Annotated in this window: 19 protein-coding genes; 5 read left to right on the top strand and 14 right to left on the bottom strand. The window is 35.8% G+C overall.

From position 1 onward, the window contains the following. Positions 1 to 123: 123 nt before the first annotated feature. The 11 genes from H4J56_RS06915 to H4J56_RS06965 all read right to left on the bottom strand — a co-directional run bounded on the left by H4J56_RS06915 (position 124) and on the right by H4J56_RS06965 (position 12,786). Positions 124 to 1,068: a glycosyltransferase family A protein gene (locus H4J56_RS06915; RefSeq protein ID WP_182218489.1), complete on the bottom strand. Its 945-nt coding sequence runs from the start codon at positions 1,066 to 1,068 to the stop codon at positions 124 to 126. Beyond that, positions 1,028 to 2,170: a polysaccharide pyruvyl transferase family protein gene (locus H4J56_RS06920; RefSeq protein ID WP_182250826.1), complete on the bottom strand. Its 1,143-nt coding sequence runs from the start codon at positions 2,168 to 2,170 to the stop codon at positions 1,028 to 1,030. Before H4J56_RS06920 ends, H4J56_RS06915 begins: the two co-directional genes overlap by 41 nt. Then, on the bottom strand, positions 2,163 to 3,431 hold the full coding sequence (locus H4J56_RS06925) for an O-antigen ligase (protein ID WP_182250825.1): 1,269 nt from the start codon (positions 3,429 to 3,431) through the stop codon (positions 2,163 to 2,165). Before H4J56_RS06925 ends, H4J56_RS06920 begins: the two co-directional genes overlap by 8 nt. 384 nt (positions 3,432 to 3,815) lie before the next feature. Then, positions 3,816 to 5,207 (bottom strand): hypothetical protein, encoded by a 1,392-nt coding sequence (locus H4J56_RS06930; RefSeq protein WP_182259081.1) that lies wholly within the window; start codon positions 5,205 to 5,207, stop codon positions 3,816 to 3,818. 7 nt (positions 5,208 to 5,214) lie between these two features. After that, on the bottom strand, positions 5,215 to 6,492 hold the full coding sequence (locus tag H4J56_RS06935; RefSeq protein ID WP_182250823.1) for a polysaccharide biosynthesis/export family protein: 1,278 nt from the start codon (positions 6,490 to 6,492) through the stop codon (positions 5,215 to 5,217). Between the two features lie 297 nt (positions 6,493 to 6,789). Continuing rightward, positions 6,790 to 7,470: a sugar transferase gene (locus H4J56_RS06940; RefSeq protein ID WP_182231046.1), complete on the bottom strand. Its 681-nt coding sequence runs from the start codon at positions 7,468 to 7,470 to the stop codon at positions 6,790 to 6,792. Beyond that, positions 7,470 to 8,765, bottom strand: coding sequence for a WecB/TagA/CpsF family glycosyltransferase (locus H4J56_RS06945; protein ID WP_182217048.1), 1,296 nt, complete (start codon positions 8,763 to 8,765; stop codon positions 7,470 to 7,472). Before H4J56_RS06945 ends, H4J56_RS06940 begins: the two co-directional genes overlap by 1 nt. A 186-nt stretch (positions 8,766 to 8,951) precedes the next feature. Then, entirely contained in the window at positions 8,952 to 9,683 is a 732-nt protein-coding gene (locus H4J56_RS06950; RefSeq protein WP_182217050.1) for a hypothetical protein, read from the bottom strand. A gap of 297 nt (positions 9,684 to 9,980) precedes the next feature. Beyond that, positions 9,981 to 10,931 (bottom strand): ATP-binding protein, encoded by a 951-nt coding sequence (locus H4J56_RS19895; RefSeq protein ID WP_182217051.1) that lies wholly within the window; start codon positions 10,929 to 10,931, stop codon positions 9,981 to 9,983. Between the two features lies 1 nt (position 10,932). Beyond that, a complete protein-coding gene (locus H4J56_RS06960; protein WP_182217053.1) occupies positions 10,933 to 11,478 on the bottom strand; it encodes a heme NO-binding domain-containing protein in 546 nt (181 codons plus the stop codon). A 15-nt stretch (positions 11,479 to 11,493) separates the two neighbouring features. Further along, positions 11,494 to 12,786, bottom strand: a complete 1,293-nt coding sequence (locus H4J56_RS06965) for a response regulator (RefSeq protein WP_182259082.1) — start codon at positions 12,784 to 12,786, stop codon at positions 11,494 to 11,496. A gap of 306 nt (positions 12,787 to 13,092) precedes the next feature. Between H4J56_RS06965 and H4J56_RS06970 the strand changes: the two genes are divergently transcribed. The 4 genes from H4J56_RS06970 (at position 13,093) to H4J56_RS06985 (ending at position 17,518) form a co-directional block, all read left to right on the top strand. Further along, positions 13,093 to 14,559: a sigma-54 dependent transcriptional regulator gene (locus tag H4J56_RS06970; RefSeq protein ID WP_182231315.1), complete on the top strand. Its 1,467-nt coding sequence runs from the start codon at positions 13,093 to 13,095 to the stop codon at positions 14,557 to 14,559. 192 nt (positions 14,560 to 14,751) lie between these two features. Beyond that, positions 14,752 to 16,032 carry an oligosaccharide flippase family protein gene (locus tag H4J56_RS06975; protein ID WP_259367769.1) on the top strand — a complete coding sequence of 427 codons (1,281 nt, stop codon included), beginning with the start codon at positions 14,752 to 14,754 and terminating at the stop codon, positions 16,030 to 16,032. Beyond that, positions 16,022 to 17,035, top strand: coding sequence for a glycosyltransferase family 2 protein (locus H4J56_RS06980; RefSeq protein ID WP_182231043.1), 1,014 nt, complete (start codon positions 16,022 to 16,024; stop codon positions 17,033 to 17,035). The genes H4J56_RS06975 and H4J56_RS06980 overlap by 11 nt, the downstream gene beginning before the upstream one ends. 72 nt (positions 17,036 to 17,107) lie before the next feature. Then, the gene (locus H4J56_RS06985; RefSeq protein WP_182231042.1) at positions 17,108 to 17,518 is read left to right on the top strand and encodes a hypothetical protein; all 411 of its coding nucleotides are present in this window, start codon (positions 17,108 to 17,110) and stop codon (positions 17,516 to 17,518) included. Between the two features lie 122 nt (positions 17,519 to 17,640). On the opposite strand, the gene H4J56_RS06990 is transcribed toward H4J56_RS06985, so the two are convergent. The 3 genes from H4J56_RS06990 to H4J56_RS07000 form a co-directional block, all read right to left on the bottom strand. After that, entirely contained in the window at positions 17,641 to 17,877 is a 237-nt protein-coding gene (locus H4J56_RS06990; RefSeq protein WP_182231041.1) for a thioredoxin family protein, read from the bottom strand. Positions 17,878 to 17,900: 23 nt separating this feature from the next. After that, positions 17,901 to 18,890 (bottom strand): permease, encoded by a 990-nt coding sequence (locus tag H4J56_RS06995; RefSeq protein ID WP_182231040.1) that lies wholly within the window; start codon positions 18,888 to 18,890, stop codon positions 17,901 to 17,903. Between the two features lie 305 nt (positions 18,891 to 19,195). Further along, positions 19,196 to 20,095 (bottom strand): LysR family transcriptional regulator, encoded by a 900-nt coding sequence (locus tag H4J56_RS07000; RefSeq protein WP_182221891.1) that lies wholly within the window; start codon positions 20,093 to 20,095, stop codon positions 19,196 to 19,198. 313 nt (positions 20,096 to 20,408) lie between these two features. Here H4J56_RS07000 and H4J56_RS07005 point away from each other — a divergent pair, with 313 nt between their 5' ends. Continuing rightward, positions 20,409 to 21,134, top strand: coding sequence for a histidine phosphatase family protein (locus H4J56_RS07005; RefSeq protein WP_182217067.1), 726 nt, complete (start codon positions 20,409 to 20,411; stop codon positions 21,132 to 21,134). Positions 21,135 to 21,145: the final 11 nt, after the last annotated feature.

Consider the following 21,145-nt stretch of genomic DNA (forward strand, 5'->3'; position numbering starts at 1 on the left):
TGCGAAAATTATCATTTTGCAAAATAGAATAAAGTAAGTTTACTATTTTATTAATGGGGACTGATAAAGGATTAAGCCGCTGCTCTATTGAGATGCGGCTTTTGGCGTTCATCTGGTTAACCGTTATAACTGTTTATATTGAAAACCATTGACTAACCATTGTTCTGTTTGCTTTATCCATGACAATCCATAAAGTCCCACTAAGTGTTTAGGTTTTAGTTTACAACGAGGGTCTGATAATAATGTCCTCGCCTGGGTAAAATGGCCGTCACCAATATTGAGTTTTGCCAAGTGACATAAATGTGTTGCACTATATTTAAGCATATTGGCTGAGCTTTTATTACCTTTAAACCGAGATGCTTGCTCTGTTATCCGAATACTAAAACCACACTCTGTGGAAGGAATATTATTTTTACTCGCTTGGTTTTGTGCATCTTTATGATAAAGAGAATGAATATTTGGTGAATAAGCTATATCTGTATTTAACGCAACCCGACAGAATAAATCTTGATCCTCACCTATAGGTTCATTCAGAGGAAAACCACCAATGTCGTTAAATAATGACCGTTGAATGACCATAGAAGACATAGTGAAAGGTAGGTCTCCTTGAGAAGCGATATCAAAATAATCAGCTAATATCACGCCCTCTGGGTCGATGTTTTTTAGTTTTATTTTTGCATCGATATAGTTATGCTCAGATTCGACAATTTGGTAGCGTGTTCCAAAAAACTTTGCTTGCGGGAATCTAACAATTAAGCGAGCTATCTCATCTAAAAATAAGGGTAACCATTGGTCGTCCGCATCTAAAAATGCAATGTATTCATGGCTTGCTAACGCAACACCATTATTACGAGCGGCAGACACGCCTTGATTTTGTTGTTGGATGAGTTTTACATTTTCCATATTGGCATTTTTTACAATTAAGGCGCCATCATCGGTAGAGCCATCATCAATAACAATAATTTCAGCAGCGGGGTATTTCTGCCATGCGACACTGTTAAGTGTTCTTAAAATATGTTCGGCTTTGTTAAACAGCGGAATAATTACAGTAAATTTTATATTTTTCATTTTGATCACTCCAGTTAGATAAAGAATTTTTTAAAGCGCTATCAACTGATAACGTTGGTGGTATAAAATTTGTTGATAAACCTTTTACTATTTGGTTAACAATCGATTTAATATTGAGATTAAATAAATCTATTTGATAGTCTTGTGCTAGGCCAATCTCCTCACACCAACCTTTACATTTACTGTGATAATTAACTGACAGCACGGGTGTGTTAGCTAAATAACCTAAAATAGAACCATGTAAACGCATACTAACAATAGCTTTATAAGTGCCCAGTTTTTCGAGTAATTTAATGGGATCTGCTTGGTATTTTTCTATCGTTACGGGCACCGTTTTGTTTAAACGAGCAATAATATTATTGTTGATTTTCCAATCGCCTAATGAGCCATGTCCGTTAAACTCAATTAAGGTAATAGGTTCACCTGTTTGGGCGTATAACTGTGTTATTAACTGAGTAAATTGATGAAACCTTTGCTGTTCAGCACCTTTATTTGTTTTGCCCATCGCATTAATAGCAACAGAGCATAGTGACAGTGCAATGCCTTTACGTTCGACTTTTTCAGGTTTATATTTATCTGAACACAGCAGTAATGGTGCCAAATCAAAGGTTTTATTAACGTTAGCATTAGGGGCAATACTTTGAGCAATGTCTAAACTTTCACTGTCTCTGACGCCAATATAACCACATTCATTTAAAAATTTTGCACATGCTTTTTCTGCTGCGGTTGTATTAAACGGGCCAATTCCTACGCCTACTGCTAAGCTATTTTTAGGACTTGATAAAGACATTAATTGTCTTTTAAGGTTTATATCTGTTTCACTGTGTAAAACCGAGCCACCACCAAAAATAATACGTTTACTTTGAAGTGCAGCTTTATAATGCAATAACCTATTTTGCCCAGGAAATTGCTGGTTAAACTTGAGCGGTAGTTGATGATCCGTTTGTGTTTCTCTGCAATAATCGCCGTACAAACCGACTAAGGTATTTTCACAACCAATAATGTGTTGAGCCGCCCAGGCCGATGCATACATCAGCGCATCATCGCCGCTATTTTGCATGCCGTAATAGCCTACTAAATAAGCATCGTATTTCTTAAACATGTCTTTCTCCTGATTTTAGTGGATTAAGGGCAATGCCTATCCATAAAAGTGCTGGCCAATAAATAAAACTTAATATTTCTAGATTTTCAAAAAATGAGTAACAGATAAAAACGATTGCCATCAGCGCCGCGGTATAACAAATCTCGCTTTTAAGGCTATGCCAAAATAAATAGATACAGGTAAACGTTAAAGGTATAGCTAATGCTAAAAGTCCTACTATGCCTTTGACAAATAACAGTCCATACCAGCTGTGGTGTGAACCTATAGGCATTCCTTCAACGATTTTTGGTCCTTTCTCAACAATGCCATGTCCCCAAATTGGAGCCTCTGACTCCCAACGTTGCAACGCCAGTACTTCTAGCGTATTACGTACTCGTGTTGAATCAGGGCGCGAAGCTTTAATGTCTTCGTAGCTGTTAGTGATAAAATTAAATAACGGCTCGCCTAGTAATAAAATGGTTGGAATGAACAAGCCAAAAAGTATAATAAGCAGTGGATTTTTAAAATGTTTACTGAAAAAGCATAGCGGCGCTAAAGCGATATAAATAACCCAACCAGCACGTGATTGTGAGAGTAAACACATGATGAAACTGCCGGCTAAACCTGAGTTTCTCCAAAAAGGTTCTTTCTCTTGGCTTGTAAAAATTAAAAATATACATGCCATAAATCCTGCTGCAGGTGCCCAAGGAGTAAAAAACCTCCAACGGCCACCACCAGTTTCAGGGTTTAAACCAAATAAACTTACCGTGAAGAAGCTTTCACCGGGTCCGCCAATCACTTGTAGCGGTGATATAAATAAATCACCAGGGGCACCAACCATATAAAGAACAACAGTCACACCGGCAAAAACTAACGAATGAAATGAAACAACGCATATGGCTCTAACGACTAATTGCGGTTTAATATCAACAAAGGCACCAATAAATAAAAATAGCGGCATCAGTGCCCATCCTTTTGCCCAACCAATCGAAGACTTGATGGTTTTCGCTAGTCCCAAGTCCCAATTTGAATGACCAATGAGTAGCGCGACTAACATAAAAAAGCCACCGAGGATCCATAACCAAACAATGGCAGGTATCACTGCATTTTTGTCTTTGCCGTTTACATACCAACGTAATAAAACCACAATAAAGATCATCCAACCTATTACTGAGCCCATAACATAAAGACCACCGAATGCGAAGAATGGATAGGTAAGTGTTAACCCAAACCAAACTAGCTTTTCTTCGGTAGAAGTTGCAGTGGGATGCTGTGAAGCCATAAGTTAATTTGTCCAAATGGATGAATAAAGGCTTAATCTAAAAGTATTATTATCTTTAGCCGGTATTGTATTAATCATTAATAAATTGTTGATAACCTACTCATTGCTAAAACTGTGCCAATCCTATTTTTATTTTAAGTTGTTGAAGTTATGGGTTTTATTTTCTTTTCTTGAGGCGAGTGTTATCTTTGAATTGCAAAATAAAAATAGGATTTTCATTTTGCAATTAATTATTTTTTATAAAAGACCATTATTATTTACAGATTTAACCTACACAATACGGGGAATAGGGTTGATAAAATAAGGAGAAGTCTAAGACAAGGCTAAAGTTAACCCTCTATCAAGGCGATTAAGCATTGATAGGGTTAACTTCTATTAGCCAAATTAGTTTTTCTTGAGTAAAACTTGAATTAACTTGTTGCGTTGCGATAAAACGAATAAGCCAAAGGTAATGAATAAAAACCCAGCTACAGCACCAACAAAGGCAATAATATTTTTAGGACTACCTTGTTTCATTGGGTAAGAAGGGGTTGTTAGCATTTGTAATACCGGATACGAGGCAAAAATGTCTGCTTTACTCGCTTCTAATCTTGCGGCTGCTGAGGTAAAAATAGCTTCTGCCATGTTAAATTCTCTTTGTAACCGCTCTAATTCCACTATTTCTCTAGAGTAGACCTTTAATTGGTCACCAAGATGTTCAACAGAACGCCCTAAATCAGCAAACATTGAATCTTGGCCTTTTTGTTTTGCATAAGCGGCAATTAAGTCAGCGAATAACTCAGCCCGTTTTGGGTTCAAATCCAAATTTAAGGAATTGAATATCTCACTTGAATTAACACCGTACATTTCGCTGCTTCTCTGGTTTATCGCAATTCGGGTAAAGTTTAATCTTTTTTGTTGTGCTTTCACTTTTGGGTGATTAACCCCCCATCGAGAGCTGTATTCGGTGAGTTGAGTAATACTTTCCTTTAATTCGGTAATATAAGCTCTAAATTCAACGTCTGATTGCAGGGCGAATGCTTGTCCTGCTAATTTGGGTGAAACCCCAAGCTCTTCACTTAATTGATAAATATACTCTTGTAATTGCCTTGTTTCAGCTTTGACATAAAGTCGTTTTTCTTTGACACCGGATAAGGTTTTAACCAATTGGTTCATTTGATCGGTTGAAACCACAATGGATCGCTGTTGAAAATCAACAATAGCATTACGGGTTATATTCATTCTTTCCCGGTACTGGTCAAGAACATGGTTAATACTCCGGTCTCGTCGTAACACTTCATCGGCGCGAAGATTACTCAACTCGTCTTGTAAAGATTCATAGATGGCAAAGGTTTTTTCTTGTGCTAATTTTGAGCTACCAGCACTCATCGCCAATGAAATAATAGAGGTTTGCTCGGTGAGCTTAATTCTTGGTTGACCAAGTTCATCAAGCGAAATATTTAGTTTCTTAGCAGCACGCCCCCTAACACCTCGGCTTGATAGCATCTCTTTATAATTAACACGTGGGTTAAAGCCACCACCAGAAAAAGGGGTATTTGTTTGTGAAACAACTTGGCCGACATTATCCAGTGATACACTGTTACTGCTACCGGTTCCAGGTAAGACCATTTCCATATCACTGGTAAATGACGGAGCCTTATTCAAATAAAGCATAATAAGCAGTGCAACAACTAAATAACAAGCTAAACCAACCACTAAATAAGGGCGTTTTAACACTGAGTATGTTCTTGCTCTGAATAGGCCAAATGACGTTAACGTTACAATAGGATATTTCATAATTCACTTATAACAATTTAATAGGAAGCAGGATGTCGACAACTGTCTTGGCGATATCACGAAAGTTAGTAATATCTGAGTCGTAACAGGCAACAGCATCATTAGGCATTAAGTAAGGGTTAATATTGCCTTGATTCGGTGTCGTCATTAACGCTTCTACCGAGCGCTCAATAACTTGTGTTTCACCGGTAATTGGATTTTTACTCGCAAGAACTACTCGACGTGGCGCATTGGTCCAATCTTTACCACCGACACAATTAGCAGAAACCGCCGCTTGTAATAAGCGTGTACCATAAGGCAGGCTAGTTGAATATCGCCCCACGGCTGCACTCGCATTATCTCCGGCTGAATCAATGAGATTAGACATAAAAACACGAAATCCCTTAGGCGTAATTAAACTAGGTCTAACTAAGTGTGCTTGAAAACAACCGGTACTAGGTACGATAACGCGGTCACCTGCCACTAATGGGTAATCCTTAACTAATTCTCCAGAGAGCATTCCTGTCATATCTATTTGAACCTGCCAGCCTTTACGCAGTAAAATTATTTGATCTAATTTTGCATCAGGTCGAATACCTGAAGCTGCTCTGATCGCTTCAGACAATAATCGCGTTGTTGAATAATCACCAAATGCATCTAAATGTTCTGCATTTTGAATACCATTTGGTTTCTTATTAATTAATACCGTACCAGGCTGAAAAACCGCACCTGCAACAGACACCTCAATTGATGACCAATTTAATACGTGTATGGTCACGCTAGCACTGGCGGGTTGAAATATTTCTGCTCTAATTAAGGCTAATTCAATTTTGGTTTCTAACTTATTGGTTGTCGCACCACCTGCTGAAATAACACCTATAATAGGTAGTTTTACATATCCCGCGTTATCAACAATATAACGACCATTAAAACCTTCACCATCTTCAATAAGTACTTCAACTAAATCCCCGGGACTTAATAATAAACCTTGCGCAAGAATAGGGTCATTCTCTGCTGAAGCTTTCATGTTTGATGAATGTAAATTTAATGGCTTGTCTGTTCTATAATTTAGGGCTGCGCCCATATCTTGAAACTGACTGCAATTTAATCCATCTGAAAATAGCGTTTTAGGTGCTTGCTCATGAATAAAGTCATCACCATTGTCAGCGGGCGTACCATAAAATCTAAGTGCAGACTTATCAATATCTACGGATGAGTGCTTAGCACAACCCTGTAAAACTAAAATTCCAATAAGTGCGATAAGCGCTGGCATTATTTTGTAACTTTTAGCTGGGTGAAACGACATTGAATTCTCCATAACGATTTTAACTCTCTACACCGTTATTGCACTTAACGTACCAACTGGTAATTTTTATTTTACCTCTTGTATTTTATAGGGTTTTTTGGTTTTTGCTAGGCAGGTAAAAAGATGATTTTGCAATTTGCAATGGGCTATATCTATTTTGCAAAAGCCTTTATATACAAATATATGGATATTTTGCTGATAAAAAATAAAAAAAGTGAATTGATTATGCGTTAATCAATTCACTTTACTGTTTTTTTAGCCATTTATACTTTAGCTAAATATTATAGGTTGTTTCAACTAATAAGCACCTTTCGCCATTAATACCGCGGGAATGGTCAAGGCTATTATTTTACAGTCCATTAAAAAACTTTGTTGCTTAATGTAAGATTTGTCTAACTGTAATTGTTCTTCAAAATTAGTGTCTGCGCGGCCAGATACTTGCCATAAACCGGTTAATCCAGGCTTAGTAAATAATCTTGGTTGGATAAAGTTATCATATTCATAAGTTTCAATTGATAATGCGGGTCTTGGACCGACTAAACACATATCCCCTCTAACAATATTAAATAATTGTGGTAACTCATCAATAGAATACTTTCTAATAAATTGGCCAATTTTGGTAATTCTAGGGTCATTAATGTACTTCTTACAAACACCTTCACGCGAGCTTTGCGATGGGTCTGGTTCTTTAAAATGTGGGTCAGATTTTAAATACATTGATCTAAATTTATACATTTTAAAATGTCGACCATTTTCACCCACTCTAGTTTGAGAAAACAATGCACCACCCAGACTTTCTGTTTTAATTAAAATCATCACAATTAGAAGTACTGGGCTAATCAGTATTAAGGCAAGTAGCGCAATACTTTGCTGTAAAATAACTGGAATGCCTTTGTGTTGGTAATTTATAACAATAGCTTTGCGCGTTTTAGTCAATAACGCCTGATTTTTAATTTTATTTAATATTTGAATAGTCATTATTTTGCTCCGGTATTTACTAAGCCAAGTAAAAAGGTTCTATATAAAAAAAGTGGGTTACCAATAACATAACGATTAAATTTTTCACGAGGTTCTTGCATTAAGCGCCAAATCCACTCCATCCCCATTTCTCTTAACCACATCGGTGAACGTGAAATATTGCCAGAATAAAAATCAAATAGCCCACCTACGGCTAATGCTGTTTTACATCGTAATTGGTCTCTGTGCTCGAGTAACCATTGTTCTTGTATAGGTGAACCCATGGCAACTAATAAAACATCACAACCACTATCATTTATTGCGGTGATAATTTTTTGGGTACTCTCAGTGCCGTTATAACCATGTTCGGTACCTGCAATTTGTAGTCCTGGAAATTGAGCGCTTAATTCATTTGCTGCTTGATCTGCAATCCCTGGCTTAGCACCAAAGAAATATAAAGATTGACTACTTTCAACACAGTTTTTACAAAGATGAGGTAACATATCTGTTCCGTTATTGTTGCCATTAAGCAAGAATCCTGCTTTTTTTGCTGCTAATCTCATACCAGAGCCATCAGCGAACAATGCATCGGCTTTTGTTAGCTGATTAAAGAAGGCTGGATTGCTAATCGACAAATTAATGGAGTGCGCATTAATAAAAAAACCTATTTTTGTTTTACTTGCAGGTATATCACTAGATGTTATCCATTCAACAGCTTCCGCCATTGAAGTATTGTTAACATCTAAACCAAATAAAGATAAGTACTTAGATTCTTTAAGTCTTTTAATTTTTTGGCCATAAATAATAATCGAGATAAAACTTTTGCTCATCAGCGCTAGATAATCAGCTAAATTACCATTGAGTTGTTGTTCAAGTAGTTGTTCGGGCGTCATCACCGTTAAACCTGTTTTAAGGTGCAAGTCATAAAGACTAAAAATTCCTGCTTTACAGTTAGTTTTGTTAAGCACACAAAACTGTATGTCGGGTGAAAGTCGATGAGTCAAGGGAATACCGCAAAAAGAAATCTTACCTAAACAAATATCAAACAAAACTGCAGTTTTTACCCAAAGACCACAACTAAAGCGGTGTAATGTTAGCTTTCTGCTTAAGGCATCAGTCTTATATTGTTTTGAAAATAAGTTTCTTCTTGTCGTTATCGCCAAGGTTATATTTAACAGGAAACAGGGAAGCAGTATTAAGATAAGGATCAGGGCTATAGGCTTATCGACAATGTTGCCAGAGTATTGATGCTTAGTAGCATCGTAGTCTGTAGACGATTGAGTTATTGTTTGTAGTGAAAATTTAGTTTTTATCATTTCAGCTAACCTAAATTATTATCAGTTAACGTGTACAGTGCTTAAGTTGTGCCAACTTGGATTTTTATTTTATCTTGCTGTTTTATAATGATTTTATTGTGTCGCGGGCTGTTTGTTCAAAAAAAGAGAAGTACTAAATTGCAAAATAAAAAATTAAATTATCATTTTGCAATATATCTTAAAATACTAACAACAGACTAATTTGGGATAAAGCGATAAGATAATATTTGTTTCACGCGACAGGTCGTCTTCATTACATGCTTTAACTGACGTTAGTTGTTTTCTATTAACAAAGGCTAGTATGCGGGCAGAGAGAGAGAAAACAATTTTATGAAATAGATTATTAATAATGCTGGTGCGCATAGGACCACAATTGCTGTGTCTAATATAGTCACTTAAGTCATAGTCAAAGGTATTATTCCATTTTTGTTCGAGCTCTTTTATAAAATCCACCCCTTTACTTAATTCTATGACATGACCGTTTTCACCCCAGCCAACCTTGTTTATTTTTTGTATGCGAGCAAGTCTGGAATCAATAATACTGGTCAGCCATTCAATGGTTTGTTTATTATTCAAGGCAATGAGAACTCCTGAATTAAAGCGATTAGAATATCCTTTTGCCATATAAATATATTTTTTATCTTCTACTATTGTTTTTAAAGCGGGGCAATTGTCATTTACCACTGTATCAGCATCTAAAAATAAAACGGTGTCATATCCTGAGAGTAAAGCTGTTCGTATTAGCGTTAATTTAAGCCAACAGCACTCTACGCCTAATTTAGAAATATAAGGCCGAGTTACCGCTTGATGGTAGTATCCTTGCTTTATTGCATAGTTTTTGTGTGTTGCTAGTTCTTTGTTATACATTAACTGGTAACCATTTAGGGCAATGCTGAGTACTAATGTTTTATTGGACATAAATGTCCCCTTACTGCAAATGGGTTAATCAACTTCTCTACCTATGAAAAGTACTTAACTAAGTAACCTGCAATAACTACTCCATTATTGATAACCCCCTCTACCAATAGGCTAGCAGCGAGTAAAAGGTTTTATATAGGTATAAATGATGATTTTTTTTTGGTTTTTTTGCAAAATGCGAACTGACGTTGATAAATATTATAAGATACAAAGATTCATGTTTAGGTTAGTAAATAAAGTAAACTAAACCAACGCCTTATAGTTAAAGAGTTGGTTTAGGTAAAAAAGTTTCGCGTGTTAGTTAATCGGTGGGTTTGCAAGCGGTAGGCGTATTTTAAAACATGTACCAACACCTACCTCACTCGTAACTGTAATTGTACCGTGATGCTTTTCAATGATGCCATGTGAAATAGGCAAACCTAAACCCGTACCTTCACCAACAGGTTTGCTGGTATAAAAAGGATCAAATATTTTTAAGATATTTTCTTCACTTATTCCTCTACCATTATCTTGCACGTAAATAATGACGTTATCTTGCTCTTGGGTTGTTGTAATAGTCAATATCCCATTGGTTGAGCAAGCATGTGAAGCATTCATAAATAAGTTAATAAAGACCTGATTTAAATCATATGGCTGCCCCATAACGTCACCACAATCGGAAAGCTCAAGATTAATGGTCATAGAGTATTTTATTTCATTAGCAGATACTTTTATGCATTCTTTAATACAGTCATTAATACTAAAAGCGGTAAAGGCTTCATCTCCTTTATAAGATATTTTCTTTAAATTTTTAACTATCTTTTTTACTCGCTCTACTCCTTCAATGGTATCGGCTAAAAGAGAAGGGATGTCAGTTATTAAATAGTCAGCATCAATTTCTTTACGCATACTTTGATATTGTTGCAACATTGAGTCAACGTTATCTTTGAGAGGTAAATTATCTTGTATAATTTTGTCGAGTTTAAAAAATTCAGTAATGTTTTCAGATAAATAAAAGAGGTTGCTGTATGAGTAAGCAATAGGATTATTAATTTCATGCGCAATACCAGCCGTAAGTTGTCCCAGTGAAGACATCTTTTCTGACTGGATAAGTTGTGCTTGAGTTGTTTTTAATTCAGCAACAACCCCTTCAAGATTTAAAACATTATCGTATAATTGTCGTGTTTTATCTTCAAGTAGCTTTTCTGCCAACTGTCGTGCCTTTTTTTCGCGGATATAGGCTGTTTTATACGCGTCTTCTTCAGTCATATTAATCCTTGAAAGATATTACTAATTTACATTTTTCGGCTCCATCATGCATGCATTCAGGGTGTTCAATTACAATAGCTTGTTCAAAGTGTTGAGCAGCACCCGCAATCAATCCTTCAGAAAGATGGCACAACTTGCGCTTAGATTGATAAAACATAATTAAATCGCCATTAGGTTTTTCATCGTATTTAAAACTGGGTAAGTAAGAATCAGGATAAACACGCTTGACTTCCTTGTGAATAACACCGTCAATACAAATGAGAAAATCTTTTAAATTATCAATATGTGATAAGTTAGCAGGGCTACTATTAAATAAATGAATAAATAAATATTCACCAAAGGTGCGAACTAACGTGGGCGGATCAACTTGGGTTAATGTCGATAGTTCAGCAACAAAAGCCATTATTTCGGAGTCTTCATACTGCATACCGTTAGTATAAATACCTTCAGAATTTGGTTTTACTTTATCTAACAACTCATTCCATACCGACATGCCCATTTTTTCAATGACCATTTCGGAAAATGTGGTGAATATAGAACCTTGCATGTTAATTTCCTTAAATTATGATAATGATAACGGTTCAATAACAATCGTAAATTGGTGTTTTTGATTAATCTCGTATTCAATCAACTTATTAATTGTGTGTTCGGTAAATTCATGACCTTCAGCTAGAATAAGTAAGTTATTTGCAGAAAATAAACCATGTTTTAATACCATGTCGGGTAAAAGTTGTCGTGTCGTTAAGCCCTGTTCAGAAATATTATCTATAACTAATTCGGGGTTGGCCATTAATATATCTAAAACTTCTTTGGCATATTTCATACCTTTCGATTTATTTAACGCGACCAGTACTTGCTTATGATCTAGCCTTTTAACATCAATCTTACCGCAAGAAAATCGCCAATAATCTCTTGCAACACTTATTATTTTACAGGCAAGCAATGTTTTACTATTAACTTTATTTTTTAGTTCTGCTAGTGAATGAAATTGATAGGTTAGTATTGCTTTTACACCATTTAAACGTTGCGCTGGTGAAAGTATTTGTTGAGCAATATCTCCCTGAGTCAAAAAAATCTTTTTTTGTTCGAAATTGAGTAAATCAAAGGGGGTACAAACAATGGTTGAATCAAACCCTAACAATCCAATTTCGTTGAGAAAACCTGATAAGCGAATATCATGCAATGCTTCTTTATCTAGACAGAGCTTTTCTCCTAATCGGCCGGCTAATTGTGCTACATTTTTCGCAAAATCAGCATTAAGATCAGGACTGATCGCAATGAAGTTAAATAACATTTTCTCACAGGCTTTATTGTCTTGTTCATTTCTTGTTAATGACGTTCTAATTTGTTTGGTGCGTAAATTTACTTTTCCTTCTAAGTCATGATTTAAACTTTTAAGTAATTTATTTTTCTTTTCAATTTTACGTTTTAAATTATGGTTTTCCTTTTTTAAATGGGTGATCTCCAAACCTTCTTCAACAGCATTAATTAGCTCATCATTATTCCAGGGTTTATTAATAAAACGATTGATTTTACCTAAATTAATTGCTGCCACGGTTGATTCAAAATCAGCATAACCACTTAATACTATTCGATAAGTATCTGGGTGTGAATTAGCCACTATTTCTAATAACGCTGCGCCGTCCATTTCAGGCATTCTCATATCAGAAACAACGATGTCTACGGGCGTTTTCTCTAAAATCTCTAGTGCGTTTATAGCACTATTAGCAATAATGACATTATATGACTTGCGGTGAAATAAACGTTGCAAAGTCCTGAGTATAATTCGTTCATCATCAACACATAAAACAGTCATATCTGAATACAAAGCATTTTGGGTACTACTATCTGACATAATCTTTCCCTACAAATTTTACAACTGAAATAAATAGTTTTAATGATGTTAATTATAACGACCACTATATTATCTATTTTTTACTTTATAGTGATAAATAACAAACATATATTATAGTTATAACGGTTATTTATTCAAAAATTATTGATATTATTATAATTAATAAGTCAATTTACCTTAACAACATTTGTAATTGTTAAGGCGATACATTAAGTTTTACATGTGGAATAAAAAATAGTTATAGCTAAATGCAACACTGTTTTATAGAAAATTTATTGGGCTTTAGTGCTTATTTTAAGGGAAGAAATGCAAAATTTGAATAAATCGGTCATTTTATTTGTTGACGATGAACCCGCTATTTTAAGATCGCTTCAACGTATTGCGAGCAAAGTGGATGCTACTATTTTAACGGCTGCTAGCGGCGGTGAAGCACTTGAGGTGATTAAAGAATGTCATGTTGATGTCATTGTTTCTGATATCAACATGCCCAATATGAACGGCAATCAATTACTTGAACAAGTTGCTCAAATTTCACCTGAAACTGTTCGTATTGTTTTAACCGGATGTGACAACATGGATACGGTACTTAATGCGGTTAATTCAGGGCACATTTGGGGGTTTTTACATAAACCTTGGGATAACTTCGAACTTATTGTTAAGTTAAAGCAAGCATTACAGCTCCAGAATATACTTGCTGAACGTACCTTAATGCGAAGAACGATTGATCAATACCAAAAATATCACAAAGCAAAATTTGAAGGCTTTATTGGCGATTCAATTCCGATGCAATTTGTTTATTCTTGTATCGAACAAAGCGCACCTAGCAGTGCCTCTGTATTTATTACTGGGCCTAGTGGCTCAGGAAAAGAAGTTGCTGCACAGGCTATTCATCGTTTAAGTAAAAGAAAAAATGGGCCTTTTATTGCGCTCAACTGTGCCGCTATACCCTCAGAATTGATGGAATCAGAAATTTTTGGTCACATCAAAGGAGCATTTTCTGGTGCTGTTTCTAATCGTGACGGTGCAGCATCATTGGCCAACGGCGGCAGCTTATTTCTTGATGAAATTGGTGAGATGGATATCAGTTTACAGGCTAAATTATTACGTTTTATTCAAACAGGTTGTTTTCAAAAGGTCGGTAGCGGTAAAGAAGAAAAAGTAGACATTCGTTTTATCAGTGCAACCAATCGAGACCCTCAAGTTGCCATTGATGAAAAGAAACTACGTGAAGATCTCTTTTATCGGCTCAATGTTATTTCTATTGCGTTACCCGCACTAAATGAACGTGGTAGTGATATTGTGAAGTTAGCCGAATATTTCTTAAGCCACTTTAGCAAAATGGAAGAAAAAGTTTTTGCGGGTTTCTCAACTAATGCTGAGGCATTAATTACATCGTACTCTTGGCCAGGTAATGTTAGGCAACTGCAAAATATTATTCATAGTGCAACAATTATGTCTGAAGGACCCTTAATTTCTGAACAAGTGATTGTTCAGCAACTTGGTCGGCAGTTTAAGCAAGCTGTTCTTGCAACACCCCCTGCGCAAAAAGCGGTTGTCTCGGCACAAGATGATATTAATATGCAGACACCTATGCCCAATACAGCTAATTTAACACCTTCAATAATTACCTTAGCTGATGTCGAAAAGCATGCCATTGAACAAGCGGTTTCATTGTGTGAAGATAACATCGTCAAAGCGGCCAGAGAACTAGGTGTGAGTCCATCAACGCTTTATCGAAAAATTCAGCAATGGCAAGTACCAGCGCTAGATTAATACCATTTTTAATTTGCAAAAAGTGCTGGTGTTTTTTTTCAAAGTGCAAATTATTATCAGTTCAACACCTAAGTGTAAAATAAAACTTATAATAATCAGTTGATTAAAATAACTTAAATATTGGAACGAAACTTGAAGGTATCATTGTTAACGATTTAACAATGATAATTCAGGAGTGTTCTAGTGCAGTTAATGTCTTTATTAAGAACGCAATTTAATTCGGTAATTGAGCTGTTATCAAATGCTATTTGGTTACTGAGTGCCGAGTTTGTTGCTAAAGTCTCCAGAATTTTCACTATTGTTGTACTTGCCGCGCAATTATCGCCAATCTCTTATGGTACCGCTATGTTAGCGCTGGCCTTTCATGATGTCTTTGCATTAATATTACGAGCCGGTGTAGGTAGTCAAATTATTAACTGCAAACAAGCGCAAGTCGCTAGTTTTGCAAAAAGTGGTATCGTCATCCAATGGGCTATCTGTCTCACTATCGCTGTAGGTCAGTGGAGCTCTGCAGACTTTCTATCGTCACTTTATGACAATGATGACATTGCCTCATTACTCAAAATAATGGCTGTTATTTATCTGCTTTATCCTTGGGTGAGTGTAAAAATATTTTTGTTGCAGCGCGATAATAAAATGCGCTGGTTTAGTATCAGAAATGGTGTTTGTGTCATCATCGAAAATGTATCTATAGCGGTAGCGGCTTTGCTTGGAGCTGACATCTTTGCTGTTGCTTTGGGTAAAATCGCCTTTTCGCTATTTTGGTTGTTGTTATTTTCATTCGCACCGGTTCAATCATATGGCATTGGTTTTGATAAAACTGTAATCAAGCAGATGTTAAGAACATCAGGTAAGCTTTTTAATACAGAATTTTTACGAGGGATTCGAGTTCATGCCGATACTTTTATTGCCGGTAAGTTACTAACCCCCGAGCTTTTTGGTTTTTATAGTTTTGCAAAAAATGCTGGGGTAGGTTTAAGTCAGTCAATTAATCAAGTTTATATGGCTGCTTTATATCCTTATATTTGCAAGTTAGCTCGACAAGGGCAGCTATTAGCACAACAAAAGAAAATATTTGCTCTTTCATTATCTATTGGTTTTTTATTCGTTTTTCAGGCTTTAATCGCTCCTATTTATGTACCGATTCTGTTCGACGATAAATGGTCGTCTGCTGTACCTATCATCACAATATTATGCTTAGTGGCATTACCAAACTTAATTATTGATATTGCTTGTTGTTTTCAACGGGCAACAGAGCAATACCACCTTGAAACCTTTACTCGTTTAGTTTGCCTGTTAGTTTCTTTACTCACGCTCATTATTATGGTGCCAAAAGAGCCAATGGAATTTGCTGTTGTTATCTTTTTTAGCAGTCTATTTTGCTTGATCCCGCTTTACTTAATTAATGTTCTTAAACCCTTAAATTATAACCTACGTACTTTATTTAATAGGAAAAAATCACATGAAATCTAATGCAGTTCCAATAGTATCAGTTATTATTCCAATGTATAACGTTGGAAAATATATTGAACAAAGTATCAATAGCGTTCTTAAGCAAACCTATCATCATTTTGAAATTATTTTAGTGGATGATGGTTGTACTGATGATACCTTAAATAAAGTGAATCAATTTACAGACCCTAGAATTAGAATCATTCATCAAACTAATCGAGGTTTGTCTGGCGCAAGAAATACCGGTATAGATGCGGCTCGTGGTTTATATGTTGCTTTACTCGATGCTGACGATTATTGGGCTAAAGATAAATTAGCTAAGCATATTAAGCACCTATCAGCGAACCCTAAGGTAGGAGTAAGTTACTGTCCGTCATTGTTTATTAATGAAGAAGGCGTACTTTTGGGTGTTGGTCAATTTCCCAAGCTTAGCAATATAACTAAACAACATATTTTTTGTCGTAATCCTGTAGGTAATGGCTCATCGCCAGTGATTAGAAGAGCGTTATTAGCAGAAATTGGCTATTTTGGTGTTAAAAGAGATAAATATCGAAAAATGTATTTTGATGAAAGTTTGAGACAATCTGAAGATATCGAATTATGGACTCGCATAGCATTAACCACTACATGGAAATTTGCTGGTATTGCCAAACCTTTAACTTATTATCGTGTTAACGATACTGGCCTTTCAGCAGATGTTGATAAGCAGTATTCAAGCTGGCAACATGCCGTTATGCTAAACCAAGCTTCTGATCCAACTTTTTTCAAACAGTTTTATAGTTTAGCAAGGGCATACCAGCTTCGTTATTTAGCCAGACGGGCGATACAGTCTGAAAGTAAACTGACAGCTTTTAAGCTTATCCATCAAGCAATATTTTGTAATTACAGGATCCTTTTTCAAGAGCCTAGTCGCACGATAATGACCTTAGGCTGTGCTTGGTTAAAGTTTTTACCGAGCAAGCTATATCGACGAATTGAGAAGTTTGCCATGTTAAATTTTGGCAATAGTTCAATTAAACAATAAGGTTAAAATGTAATGAAGACCTATAATCTATATCAGTTCTTGTACTACTCATAATATTTATTTAGAGGCACTATGGCGCGTATTAATAAATCAGATGATAACTCAAAAGTTAATCAGCTATTAAGTGGCATGGATAAATCTGTTGCAGAAAGTTTCACTTATAAACAACGTAAAGCATTACAAAAAAGCATTAGTACTCAGGACTGGCGAAGTCACAATGTAGATTTTAGACCTACATTAGCATTGCCTTTTCTCCCTTGGAGTTTCTATATTGTTTTTCTAGTGGGTGTTAATAGAAGGGGGCTTACACACACTGAACGTTTTATTGCTTTTGCTATGTTTTTATTATTTATATTCGTCTTCGGTTTAGCCATGATTGGTTGTGTGTTTTTGTTAATTTATTTATTTAAATCATGGTTAGGAATAGATTTGTTTCCAAATGAATCTTTAGGTCTTTGGGACGCCCTCAAAAGTCTTTTCTAGCTATTTTCACGCAAAGTAAATGCTTTAACAGGCATAATGATAGATTTTTAAATAACATTGCTTACAGCTTGATAACGCTATCTGTTAGTTATCAAGCCATATGTATCACTTGCCAGAGACTCTTAGTTGATTAACCATGACTGAATAGTATCTCTGTCTGGGATAGAACCGCTATGCACATTAACATCATTAATTAAAACTGCTGGGGTAGTCATTACGCCATATTCCATAATAACTTCAGGGTCTGTTTCTTTTATTACCTGAATATTAATATTTAATTCTTTGGCTATTTTAGAAATTTTTTCAACAGTCTTTATACATTTAGTACAGCCAGTACCCAGTACTTTTATTTCTATCATAATATTTTCTCTTTAGTTAGGTGTTAAATAAAAGGGCTTAAAAAATTAAATGTCCAACCAATTAAAGTAAATGCAATAAGCAATAGAATAAAAAGTATCGTCAATAACCGCCACTGCATGACTTGCTTTAATAAGATAAATTCAGGAAAACTTGCAGCTACAGTACTCATACAAAAAGCCAGTGTGGTACCTACAGGAAGACCTTGTTTAAGTAAACTTTCCATGACAGGAATAACACCAGTCGCATTAGAATATAAAGGTATGCCAAGTAAAACTGCAGAAGGGACTGACCACCATTGCCCATCGCCTAAATGCGCTTGAATCCAACCGTCGGGAACAAAACCATGTAAAGCTGAGCCTAACCCTACACCTACGATGACCCATTTCCATACTCGTCCAAAAATTTCGCTGAGCTCTTCCTTTGCAAAAGTATGCCTTTGTTTTAACGATAATATTGCAGATTGTTTAGCTTTAACTCTTACCGTGTTTTGACCGCGTTGTAACGCTTTGGCGGCAAAAGATTGCAACCAACGTTCAGCTTTTATGGCATCAAGAAAAATACCGCCTAATATGCCAACAGACATCCCAACCACAATGTAAAGCAGGGTAAATTTCCATCCCAATAAACTAAGTAACAGCAATACTGCTACTTCATTTATCAGTGGTGATGTAATGAGAAATGACATCGTTATACCTACAGGGATCCCTGCTGATGTAAAACCCAAAAATACCGGAATACTCGAGCAAGAACAAAACGGCGTTATTGCGCCAAAACTTGAGCCAAGTAAATAACCAACCCCTGAATGTTTACCGGCTAAGTAATCACGAATACCTTCAACATTCATTGACGCTCTTAATAAAGCAATAGCGTAGATCATTATCAATAACAAAAAGAATATCTTAGTGGTGTCTTCGATAAAAAAATGAAGGGCATCGCCTAGTTTTGTTGTTCTAGATAAACCAAATATATCAACAACTAACCATGTGGCTAAATCGGTAAATATCTCAAACATAAGCTGTCCTATCGAGGTGGATAATAAGTAATAAAATAAGTTCGCTAAGGTAGTATAGATTTTGTAACACGGTTTTAAACAGCCTTGACGGTAAAATTTAAACCGATAAAAGACAATAATAAGCGATTGATATACTCATTATTATAATAGTACAGCGTTGTTATACTTTGACTTAAGTCAGGTTGTCGCTAATTACTGCCGATAAAAAGACGGTAGTATTAGTAGGTGAGTTCGTTGAGGATCGATATTTTCCCTTTGCGCTATTTTAGACGTTAGGCAAAGGGTATATCTAGCAATAAGTGACTTTAAACGCCGGGTGTTGCTTGAATCACTTTATTTCTAAGCCATTTGTTAGCGGGTTCAAAGTCGAGGTTTGTATGCCAATAAAGATGCATATCAATATCAGGTAGTGTTACAGGTAATGGGTATATAACCAAATCGAGCAATTGCGCGTACATTTTAGCGGTTGTTTCTGTTGCCGTGAGCAACATATCGTTACCAGCTATAACCCGACATGCTGAAAATGTATGTTGGCACCGCAAACCTATTTTACGTTGTAATCCAAGACGAGCTAATTCGAAATCCTCAATGCTTGGTCCTGTAGAACGCGACGACACTAAAATATGGTCCATCGCTAAGTAGCTTTCTAAATCTAGTATTGCGTTAATTTGTGGATTATTTTTACGTGCAACGACTACTAATTTATCTTTTTCTAATTGGGTGTGTAATATATTGTCGCTAACGGGTAATAGAGTATCTATGGCTAAATCAATGTCGCCGCTGGCGAGTTTATTTTCCAGTTCATGGCGATTAACTCGGCGGCTACTTTGTATATTTACCCAGGGCGCTTCTTTATGAATTCTCTGTATCAAAGGCGGCAAGTAAGAAGCTTCTAAGGCAACGTGCAACGAAATGGTAAAACTTTTGCGCGAGGTCATCGGTTGAAATTGTTTTGACTGTGCTAAACATATTTGTAATTGACGTAAAGCTTCACGAACATCTGCAACTACATTATTAGCCACTACAGTAGGCCGCATTTCATTGCCTTGTCGCACAAAAAGTGGATCGTCAAAATGTGCGCGTAATTTACTCAAAGAGTGACTCACTGCTGGCTGTGACAAATTCAGTGCTGATGCTGCTTTGGTAATATTGCCTTCGCAGTAAATGGCTTCGAAGACCACAAATAAATTTAAGTCGACTTTCATCGTTATATTTCAACCTAATTCGTAAAATAAGAAATTAATATTGCCATTCTATTCATAAAATGAATAGTTAATCATTAAGTTTATTATTTAATTTAATTAGGGTCATATATTTAATCAATCGTTATTATATTTCGGCTTCTTTATTTGTAAGATGAATAGTAGGTCATAATAACTATTCATTTGTTTAATTGTTGACTGGCAATTAATATCAATATATCGAAAAAAAAGATATTTAAAGAACCTCAATTAATGATGAAGATGATAATAAGCCCGCTATTAAAATCGCAACCTATTTCTGTGAAAGGGTAAACGCATGACGGCCATCTATCTTATACGTCACGGGCAAGCCTCTTTTGGTAAAGCCGACTACGACCTCTTGTCTGAAAAAGGCAGTGAACAATCGCGCTTATTGGGTAAGTATTGGCAAGCCATATCTGCACCAGAAAAGATTTACTCGGGTGATTTGCTGCGACACGGACAAACCCTAGAACATTTCTTACTGGGTTATGAAAGTGAACCATCACCTGTGATACTGCATTCAGGGTTTAATGAGTTTAATCATCAAGAATTGTTAACTTGCTATGATGCACAATGGAAAGATTTTTCAAAAATGGCTACGATAATGAGTAAACAGCCGAGCGCAAATAAAGCTTTTCAAAAAGAGTTTGCTAATGCACTGCTTCGGTGGACAGGTGGCAACCACGACAATGAGTATAAAGAAAGTTGGAGTCAATTTAAAAAACGTTGTATTAGCGCATTACAAGATGTCATTAAGCAAGAGCTAACGGCAAGAAAAACTATTACACAAAAGAATCAACATACAAACAATATTTGTATATTTACTTCAAGTGGCACCATAGCTGTCATTATTCAGCATGTTTTAGGCTTATCTGATGAAAAAACATTAATCATCAATCAACAGTCACGCAATACTGGTGTTACTAAATTACTCTTTTCAGAAAAGAATTTAAGCATTGATTATTTTAACAATTATAGTCATTTGACCCTAGCAGGTGAAGACTGGGTGACGTTTAGATAATCGATAATATA

It is taken from the genome of Colwellia sp. BRX8-4 (genome assembly GCF_014077345.1).
Classification (GTDB): Bacteria; Pseudomonadota; Gammaproteobacteria; order Enterobacterales; family Alteromonadaceae; genus Colwellia_A.

Excerpts from the sequence above, each read along its gene's own strand:
- H4J56_RS06915 (WP_182218489.1), bottom strand. The coding sequence starts at position 1,068 with ATGAAAAATATAAAATTTACTGTAATTATTCCGCTGTTTAACAAAGCC.
- H4J56_RS06920 (WP_182250826.1), bottom strand. The coding sequence starts at position 2,170 with ATGTTTAAGAAATACGATGCTTATTTAGTAGGCTATTACGGCATGCAA.
- H4J56_RS06925 (WP_182250825.1), bottom strand. The coding sequence starts at position 3,431 with ATGGCTTCACAGCATCCCACTGCAACTTCTACCGAAGAAAAGCTAGTT.
- H4J56_RS06930 (WP_182259081.1), bottom strand. The coding sequence starts at position 5,207 with ATGAAATATCCTATTGTAACGTTAACGTCATTTGGCCTATTCAGAGCA.
- H4J56_RS06935 (WP_182250823.1), bottom strand. The coding sequence starts at position 6,492 with ATGTCGTTTCACCCAGCTAAAAGTTACAAAATAATGCCAGCGCTTATC.
- H4J56_RS06940 (WP_182231046.1), bottom strand. The coding sequence starts at position 7,470 with ATGACTATTCAAATATTAAATAAAATTAAAAATCAGGCGTTATTGACT.
- H4J56_RS06945 (WP_182217048.1), bottom strand. The coding sequence starts at position 8,765 with ATGATAAAAACTAAATTTTCACTACAAACAATAACTCAATCGTCTACA.
- H4J56_RS06950 (WP_182217050.1), bottom strand. The coding sequence starts at position 9,683 with ATGTCCAATAAAACATTAGTACTCAGCATTGCCCTAAATGGTTACCAG.
- H4J56_RS19895 (WP_182217051.1), bottom strand. The coding sequence starts at position 10,931 with ATGACTGAAGAAGACGCGTATAAAACAGCCTATATCCGCGAAAAAAAG.
- H4J56_RS06960 (WP_182217053.1), bottom strand. The coding sequence starts at position 11,478 with ATGCAAGGTTCTATATTCACCACATTTTCCGAAATGGTCATTGAAAAA.
- H4J56_RS06965 (WP_182259082.1), bottom strand. The coding sequence starts at position 12,786 with ATGTCAGATAGTAGTACCCAAAATGCTTTGTATTCAGATATGACTGTT.
- H4J56_RS06970 (WP_182231315.1), top strand. The coding sequence starts at position 13,093 with ATGCAAAATTTGAATAAATCGGTCATTTTATTTGTTGACGATGAACCC.
- H4J56_RS06975 (WP_259367769.1), top strand. The coding sequence starts at position 14,752 with ATGTCTTTATTAAGAACGCAATTTAATTCGGTAATTGAGCTGTTATCA.
- H4J56_RS06980 (WP_182231043.1), top strand. The coding sequence starts at position 16,022 with ATGAAATCTAATGCAGTTCCAATAGTATCAGTTATTATTCCAATGTAT.
- H4J56_RS06985 (WP_182231042.1), top strand. The coding sequence starts at position 17,108 with ATGGCGCGTATTAATAAATCAGATGATAACTCAAAAGTTAATCAGCTA.
- H4J56_RS06990 (WP_182231041.1), bottom strand. The coding sequence starts at position 17,877 with ATGATAGAAATAAAAGTACTGGGTACTGGCTGTACTAAATGTATAAAG.
- H4J56_RS06995 (WP_182231040.1), bottom strand. The coding sequence starts at position 18,890 with ATGTTTGAGATATTTACCGATTTAGCCACATGGTTAGTTGTTGATATA.
- H4J56_RS07000 (WP_182221891.1), bottom strand. The coding sequence starts at position 20,095 with ATGAAAGTCGACTTAAATTTATTTGTGGTCTTCGAAGCCATTTACTGC.
- H4J56_RS07005 (WP_182217067.1), top strand. The coding sequence starts at position 20,409 with ATGACGGCCATCTATCTTATACGTCACGGGCAAGCCTCTTTTGGTAAA.